General features: G+C 65.9%; 5 protein-coding genes and 1 pseudogene. 2 read left to right on the top strand and 4 right to left on the bottom strand.

From position 1 onward, the window contains the following. Nucleotides 1-103: 103 nt before the first annotated feature. Nucleotides 104-433, top strand: coding sequence for a hypothetical protein (locus Q4E95_RS09705; RefSeq protein ID WP_303383117.1), 330 nt, complete (start codon nucleotides 104-106; stop codon nucleotides 431-433). A gap of 3 nt (nucleotides 434-436) precedes the next feature. After that, nucleotides 437-1,249, top strand: coding sequence for a nitroreductase family protein (locus Q4E95_RS09700; protein WP_303383116.1), 813 nt, complete (start codon nucleotides 437-439; stop codon nucleotides 1,247-1,249). A gap of 56 nt (nucleotides 1,250-1,305) precedes the next feature. Here the strand turns inward: Q4E95_RS09700 and Q4E95_RS09695 are convergent. The 4 genes and pseudogenes from Q4E95_RS09695 to Q4E95_RS09680 form a co-directional block, all read right to left on the bottom strand. Beyond that, a pseudogene (locus tag Q4E95_RS09695) lies at nucleotides 1,306-1,908 on the bottom strand (methyltransferase domain-containing protein); the annotation flags it as partial. A 44-nt stretch (nucleotides 1,909-1,952) separates the two neighbouring features. Beyond that, a complete protein-coding gene (locus tag Q4E95_RS09690; RefSeq protein WP_303383115.1) occupies nucleotides 1,953-3,113 on the bottom strand; it encodes a type III polyketide synthase in 1,161 nt (386 codons plus the stop codon). 168 nt (nucleotides 3,114-3,281) lie between these two features. Continuing rightward, nucleotides 3,282-4,718 (bottom strand): NAD(P)/FAD-dependent oxidoreductase, encoded by a 1,437-nt coding sequence (locus Q4E95_RS09685; RefSeq protein ID WP_303383114.1) that lies wholly within the window; start codon nucleotides 4,716-4,718, stop codon nucleotides 3,282-3,284. Between the two features lie 119 nt (nucleotides 4,719-4,837). Continuing rightward, nucleotides 4,838-7,069, bottom strand: coding sequence for a multicopper oxidase family protein (locus Q4E95_RS09680; RefSeq protein WP_303383113.1), 2,232 nt, complete (start codon nucleotides 7,067-7,069; stop codon nucleotides 4,838-4,840). Nucleotides 7,070-7,331: the final 262 nt, after the last annotated feature.

Raw genomic sequence — 7,331 nt, 5'->3', positions numbered from 1 at the left:
GCTTAGCTGGTCATCCTCCGCGTCCTGAACGTCCTGCGTGGCCGGGCATGGCATCATGAAAAGTTCTACGCAGCAGACCGCTCATTGGGCGCAGAGGAGAATCATGGTTTTGTCTCGGGCGCTGGTGGGTGTCGCCGCAGGATTCTACGCAGCGAACTGTTCCCTGGGGATTTCGGTGGCCAAGCACTGGGTCGACACGTCCAACTTCCGGTGGGTTCATCACGGTCTGTACATCCTGACCGCGACCACCACGGTTGCCGCGTTCTTCGCGTGTGCCGCCCGGCGCTCGCCCGCGGCGATAGCGCTGGCTCCCGCTGCCGCCCCCCTGTTCCTGCTGCAACATCACGGGGCGCGTCCACTCCGGCGTCACACTCGTGACGCGCTGTTGGCGGCCCCTTGCTACGCGGCCGGTCTTGTGCTGGCCGGGAGGTGATCCATGGAGTTTCTTGATGCCGTGTTCAATCGGCGCACCACCAACGGCCCCTTTCGACCGGATCCGGTCAGTCCCGAGCATCAGCAGACCCTGATTCGCGCCGCGGCGGCCGCGCCCTCTCAGTTCAACAGCCAACCCTGGCGATTCGTGCTCATCGAGGACCGGGACACCATCGAGACGGTGGCGAGCATCAGTGGCGAGAGCATGGCCGAGGTGATGAGCTCGGGCACCTTCTTCAATCGGTACAAGAAGTATTTCCGGTTCAGCCAGAAGGAAATGGACACCCTGCGCAGCGGCATGCTCTTCGACAAGTTGCCGGCTCTGCTGCGCCCCTTCACCTCCCGGGCCTTCACCCCTTCGGGGCAGAACCTGATGAACAAGCTGCGAGTGCCGCAGACCCTGGGCCAGGAGAACCGCAAGCTGGTGGCGGGTTCACCGCTGCTGTTGGGCGTCATGCTCGAGCGGGGCGAGTATCGCCCTGATGAGCTGTCCGGTTTCTACTCGGTTTTCAGCATGGGCGCGGCCATGGAGAATTTGTGGTTGACCACGGTGGAGTTGGGTATGGGCATCCAGTTCGTCTCCTTCCCCATGGAGGCCCCGCACCAGTGGCAGCGCATCGTGGACATGCTGCATGTTCCGGACGACCTGGAGCTGATGGCCGTGTACCGGTTGGGTTACCTCCCCGAGCGAAGCCACCGCCCAGCTATCGACTGGTCCAGCAGGGAACGTAAACGGCCCTCCCAGTTCGTCTTCCGCGAGACGTGCGATGTCCCGCAGGAGGGCTGGGACGACGACGTTCGGCCGGGTTCCGCGTGAGCGGGGAACACCGCCAGTAAACGGTAGAACCGCTGCTTGCGCACGCTCCACCCCGAAGGCACGGCATCCGCCAGTTCGTCCCGGCGATAGCTGCGACGGACCGACAGTAGGCCGTCGAAACGGACAAAGGTCCGCGCACCCAGCAGCGGAAGCGTACCCACCCAGTACAACAACCAGGCCACTCGGCTGCGCCGCAGGTCGTTGTGGACCGCCACGGAGCGGGTCAGAGCGGAGGTGTCGGTGAGCAGTCCCGTCAGTTCGGACGGCGATAGGTGGTGGAGAACGTGATTGGACACCACCACGTCGAACCGTTCGCCCGCGGCCACCAAGTCCCCGCTCGACTGCGCTCGGTAGTCCGCCCCGGCGCCGTTGTCGTGGGCGAGTGCCCAAGCATGGGCCCTCAGATCCGGATCGATCGCGGTCACGGCCACGTCGAGTCCGTCGCGGCGGGCCCACCGGGACAGGCTCCGAGCGACGTCCCCGCCCCCGCAACCCAGGTCCAACAGGGTGGCCGTGCGGTCCTCCAGCGCGGCAGCGTGGAGGACCGGGCGGATCCACCGCCGGTACACGGGCCGCCACGAGGCGACCAACGGATTGATGACCCCGAACATGCGATACGTCGCGTCCAGCGCGATCGGATCGCAATTCGGGTCGTCCATCAACTCCGGCTCATGGGTACTTCGACGGCGCAGGAGCGGGTCCTTCATTGAGCCGTCGTCTCAGCACCGACGGCGCGCAGTAACGCGCTTTCGATGCTGAGCCCGGGCCCGAAGGCCATTGCCCCCAGCAGACCGGTAGTTTTCGAGCGTCGGATCCTGTCCAGGACAAAGAGGATGGTCACGCTGCTCATGTTCCCGGCGTCGGCCAGCACCGCACGGGACGGCTCCATTTGCTCCTCCGTGAGCGCCAGACGGGACTGCACCTTGTCCAAAATCCCCCGCCCGCCGGGGTGCACGGCCCACAACGGAATGTCCGAGGGGTTCAGCTCCGCCCGGTTCAGTAACGGATTCAGGGCATCCGTGACGTGATCGTCAATGATGCGAGGGACATAGGTTCCCAAAATCAGTTCGAACCCTTGATCCCCCACGCTCCAGGCGAGTTCCTCTTCACCCACCGGCGCCAGGGTCGTTTCGAAGTCCAGCAACTCCAGTGCGGGTTCTACCGCCGAGCCGGTGGCCTCTCGCGCGGTGATCACGGTGGCCGCGGCACCGTCACCGAACAATGCGTTGCCCATGATCGTGTCCGGGTCGTTGCGCACGTGCAGGTGCAGGGTGCACAGTTCCACGCACACCACCAACACCACCGCCTGCGGATCCGAGAGGCACGCGGTGTAGGCGGCGCGCAGTGCGGGGAACGCGGCATTGCACCCCATGAAACCCAGGTGCATCCGGGACACGTCCGCCGGCAGTCCCAGGTCCTTGACCACGCGCACGTCGGGGCCCGGTGCGAAGAATCCTGTGCAGGACACGGTAATCACGTGCGTGACGTCCTCGGGGGTCACGGTGGGGGCGGCCCGAGCGATGGCCGTGCGCGCAGCGCGCACGAACAGGCGTTGCGCGTGCTCGGTGTAGATCCGATTGCGGGTCTGCGTTCCCGGTGAGAGCAGGTGCCCCGAGGCGGAATCCACGAAGGGCCCCGACACGACGTCGACATTGGCTTCGCCGCAGTCCGACGAGGCTGCCGCCCCGAGTTCAGGCAGGACCGTGCGGCGGGTGGCCACTCCGGAACCCGCGAAAGCGGAGCGGACCAACCGTGAGCCCAGCCGGGTCATGTCCGGTTGATCAGCGAACATATTTGCGGCGCCCGGTTGATGCATCTGAGTATCCGGAAGGGCGGTCGCAATCGTGAGCATTCGTACGGTCATACCCCATGGTAGGCACGACAACGGCCACGGTGGCCGCACATTCCGCTGCCGGTGTGGCCGCCGTGGCGAGGTCCCGGGGTCCGACACGGTCGAGCCGCGCTCACAGCTGGCGACCGGGGTGCTCGATCACCGAAAAATCGGTGGTCGACACGTGACGATCCTGGTCAGTCAGTTCCGGGGGCGGTGCATCTCCTCGGGAAGACTTTCCAGCAACCGCAACCACAGTTCGGACACCGTGGGGTAGCTGGGAACCGCGTGGCGCAGCACATGCACGGGGAGTTGGCCGGTGATGGCCACGGTAGCGGCATGCAGTTGTTCACCGGCCTCCGGACCCACGAACGTGGCGCCCACCAGACAATGGCTCTCGCGGTCCACCACGATCTTGGCCTGTCCGGGAACGTCATTGCGCAAGAGCGCGGACCCCGCCACCGCGTTGTAGGCAACCTGGGCCGTGACCACATCGATGCCCTGCTCGTGTGCCGCGGCCTCGGTGAGCCCCACCTGCGCCACCTGCGGTTCCGTGAAAATGACCTGGGGAACGGGTGGATTGTCCACGACGAAGGGTTCCGGTTCGGCCAAGGCCGCCGCCCGGATGCGGGCACCCAGCACGCGCGCCCGGTACTTGCCCCAGTGGGTCAGGGGCACATCGCCGCTGGCATCGCCCACGGCGTGCAACCAGTCCGGGAGATCGCGGTCAAGAATGTTCTCCGGGGTGAGGCCCACGGCATCCAGGCCCAGGTCCCCCAACCGCGGAGCGCGTCCGGTGGCGACCAGCACCTCGTCCACGTCCACATCACCCACCGTGGTTTCCAGGTGCACGGTTCCGCCGTGGATCTTCCCCAGGCCGGTGTGCTCCGGATTGTCCCGACGGCATGCGGTCACAGAGGCGTTGAACATCACGTCCACGCCGTGGGCCTTCATCCCGTCCAGGACGCTGTGCCCCGCGAACGGTTCGTTGCCGGTCAACAAGTCGGAACCACGTACCAGCAGGGTGACCCGTGCCCCGAGACCGGCCAGCCACGTGGCCGCCTCGCAGGCAACCACCCCGCCTCCCACGATCGCCAACCGTTCAGGAACCTCGACCACCCCGGTCGCATCCGCGGAGGTCCACACGTGCGCACCCTCGAACTCCGCCGGCACCTTGGCTTCGCTGCCGGTCGCGAGGATCACGGCGTGCCGCGCGGTAATGGTGCGCGACGCGGCGTCGTCGTCGACCCTGACGGTACGTTCCCCGATCAAGCGCGCGTGGCCGCGGACCACGTGGATCCCGGCAGATTCCGCCCAGTCGACCTGTGAGGAATCGTCGTAGTGCGAAACAAAGGCGTCGCGGCGCTGGAGCATCCCGCCGTGGTCCAGGAGCGCGGGCGACACACCGTCGACGTCTGCGGAGGTCCCGGCCACGTCCAGGGGGCGCAGCAGGGCCTTGCTGGGCATGCACGCGTAGTACGAACATTCCCCACCCAGCAGGTGACCCTCCACGATCACGGCGGTGAGGTCGCTGCCCTCGATCGCGTACTGGGCCGCGTTCTCGCCCACCGCTCCACCACCGATGACCACGACGTCCACGGTGAATTCGTGTTGATCCGACTGTTGGTTACCAGGCATGAATACCCCTTTTAACGGCCGATGTGGTGAGGCCGAAAACCGGCCTCACCACATCGGGTAGGCAGCCCACTGATTCTTGATGACATGGTAAGCGTGCGCCGCCCTCCTGAACAGCGACCCTAGTGGTGACCACCGCCGTGCACATCGTGGAAGGCCATGATGCTCTTGGGCAGAACCGTGAAGGGTCGCATCATGGTGTGGTCCTCGTGGTCCAGGATGTGGCAGTGGTACATGAAACTGCCGGTGGCACCGCTGAAGTCGCCCAGGACCTGCACCCACTCCCCCGGTTGCACAACCCACGTGTCCTTCATGCCCGCGGTCTGGGGCGTGATGGGCCGCCCGGGCCCCGGTACGGGCAACGGGTCAGGTGTCGACGCCGTTGCCGGATCGAAGCCCGGCAGCGCACCACCCGGTCCGAGCCCCCATTGCCACCGATTGAGCATTTGGAACTCGGTCATGTGAATGTGCATCGGGTGCGCCGGGCCGCCCAAGTGCACGATGTTCCACACGGCCCAGTCGCCCTCCGAGAATCTGATGGTCAACGTGTCGTCGAACAACTTGGCCGCGGGTTTGAACGTCAGCACGTGACCATCCGCGCGGGTCAACCGGATCACATCCGTGGCGCCGGGGTCCTCACCCTCCTCGAGTTGTCTCAGCTCCCACATCTCGGGGTGCACGGCGCCCCTGATGCCGGGAGGAACCACGGCGACCCACGCGTGCCCGTGATGGTCGATCACCTTGTCACCAATGATCAACGTGCCGTCATCCGTGTGGCGATACCGCACATAGTCGCCGTTGAGCACGGCCGGGAGCTTGAAGCGGTCGAACACCCGGCGGCCGTCCACACGGAACTGCATGACGCTGGCCTCCACTTGGCCCGGCTGGGCATTGAGGGCCGTGCCGTTCTCATTGCGCACCTCAAGGGTGCGGCCCCGGAACGTCGAGAAATCCACGAGCACATCCACTCGTTCACCCGGGCCCATGTCAATGATCCCGTCCTGCGGTGTGAACGGGGCGGGCAGCAAACCGCCATCCGTCCCGATCACCACCAGGGCGTTGCTCTTGCGGCGAGCGCCGAAGGCCGGATCCGTACTGGGGACCGCCGTTCCCGGGGTGAATTTCTCGTCCGTGGTGTCGTGCACCGACAATCGGTAAATCCTCGAGCTCGAGCCGTTGAGCAGCCGCAATCGGTACCAGCACGCGTCCACGTCCTTGGTGGGCCAGACTTTGCCGTTGACCATGGTGAACGGTGCCGTCACGGGGATCTCGCCCTTGATTCCGGTGGCTCCGGTGAACCCGGCCTGTTTGTACAGGGCTCGGCCGGTGAACCTCATGGTTCCGGCCGGGGCGTTCGGTTCTGATTCCAGATTGCGATCGGCAACGCCCAGGAACAGTTCCCGATCTCCCGACGGCAACCGCAGCCTCGCTTCCTGGTCGTCACGAATGATGTAGAAACCGGAGAGGCCCGCAAAGACGTTGAACCGTGTCACGGCCATCGCGTGATCGTGGTACCAGAGCGTGGTGGCCTCCTGTCGGTTCGGGTAGGTGCAGCGTGTGACACCACCGGGCAACGCAACGTTGTGCGCCCAACCGTCGTTGTGTCCATTGGTCAAGGCCCCGTGCAGGTGCACCACCGTGGCAGCGGTGAGCTCGGCGGTGTGGGCCAATCGCGGATACGAGTCCTCACCGGGGCCCTTGTCCGTGGCCCGCCCGCCCGGAAGCGCCGCCGCGCGGAAGTCCGCGTTCACCCCGGGCTGCCCGGGAGGCAACGGGGGCAATTCTGGCACGCGAACGACGTCGTACGGCAGGGGCAATGCGTGGCCGTCCCGTTCCAGCCCGTTCTCCCAATCAATGCGCACGGAACGGTCCCGGCGCACCTCGATCGTGGGTCCGGGCAAGCCGCCCTCGTAGGTCCATGCCTGGGCGGGCGGGATATCGGCGTGGAATCGGACGGGTGCGAGTTCGGCACGGACGCGAATGGGACTGTCCTCCGGCCGGCGCCACGCCCGGACAATGGGGGGTTGCGGTAGCCGATCGCGGAACTTCTTCAGCCCGAGACCCGAGTCGATGCCCGGCAACGGCACCGGTCGCGGTGGCCACCACGGAAATCCGGCGGGTGGCCTTATGTTCGGATGGCTCGATTTCGCTGCCGACGGCGTCCGCTCCCGCGCGGGTTCGCGGGGCGGCTCCTCCAATGCGTCGGATTCTTCGGCAGTGTCCGGTTCGACGGGGGCCAGGCTGACACCGGGCGCCGCGGGCAGTGGCGGGGCACTACCGGTTTGGGCCAGGTCGGCGTACTCGACCGAGCCCGGCTCGGGAAGATTCTGGGTGGTGGGGGTGGGTGTAGCCATGATGAGCCCTCGCTTGGCGAGTAGTCCTGTGGCATGTGGTCCACCGCAGCCAACGGCGGCCCTCGACTGCCCTGGTGAGAGTTAGCATATGCAAATACGGGCCCGTTGGCGGTCACGATTCGGTTAAGGATTTTTCCGAGGCTCACTGCGTCCCCCGCATACAGGGAAAGGGCGCGCGACCAGGTGTAATAAGCCATGGGATTTTATCGGTTCATTCCCATGTGACCCACGTCATGTGTACCGTGGAAATGCCACACCGTAG

It is taken from the genome of Kocuria sp. (assembly GCF_030536815.1).
Classification (GTDB): domain Bacteria; phylum Actinomycetota; class Actinomycetes; order Actinomycetales; family Micrococcaceae; genus Kocuria; species Kocuria gwangalliensis.
The sequence above is the reverse complement of the archived record's forward strand: the minus strand, read 5'-3'. Positions and strand labels throughout refer to the sequence as shown.

Excerpts from the sequence above, each read along its gene's own strand:
- Q4E95_RS09705 (WP_303383117.1), top strand. The coding sequence starts at position 104 with ATGGTTTTGTCTCGGGCGCTGGTGGGTGTCGCCGCAGGATTCTACGCA.
- Q4E95_RS09700 (WP_303383116.1), top strand. The coding sequence starts at position 437 with ATGGAGTTTCTTGATGCCGTGTTCAATCGGCGCACCACCAACGGCCCC.
- Q4E95_RS09690 (WP_303383115.1), bottom strand. The coding sequence starts at position 3,113 with ATGACCGTACGAATGCTCACGATTGCGACCGCCCTTCCGGATACTCAG.
- Q4E95_RS09685 (WP_303383114.1), bottom strand. The coding sequence starts at position 4,718 with ATGCCTGGTAACCAACAGTCGGATCAACACGAATTCACCGTGGACGTC.
- Q4E95_RS09680 (WP_303383113.1), bottom strand. The coding sequence starts at position 7,069 with ATGGCTACACCCACCCCCACCACCCAGAATCTTCCCGAGCCGGGCTCG.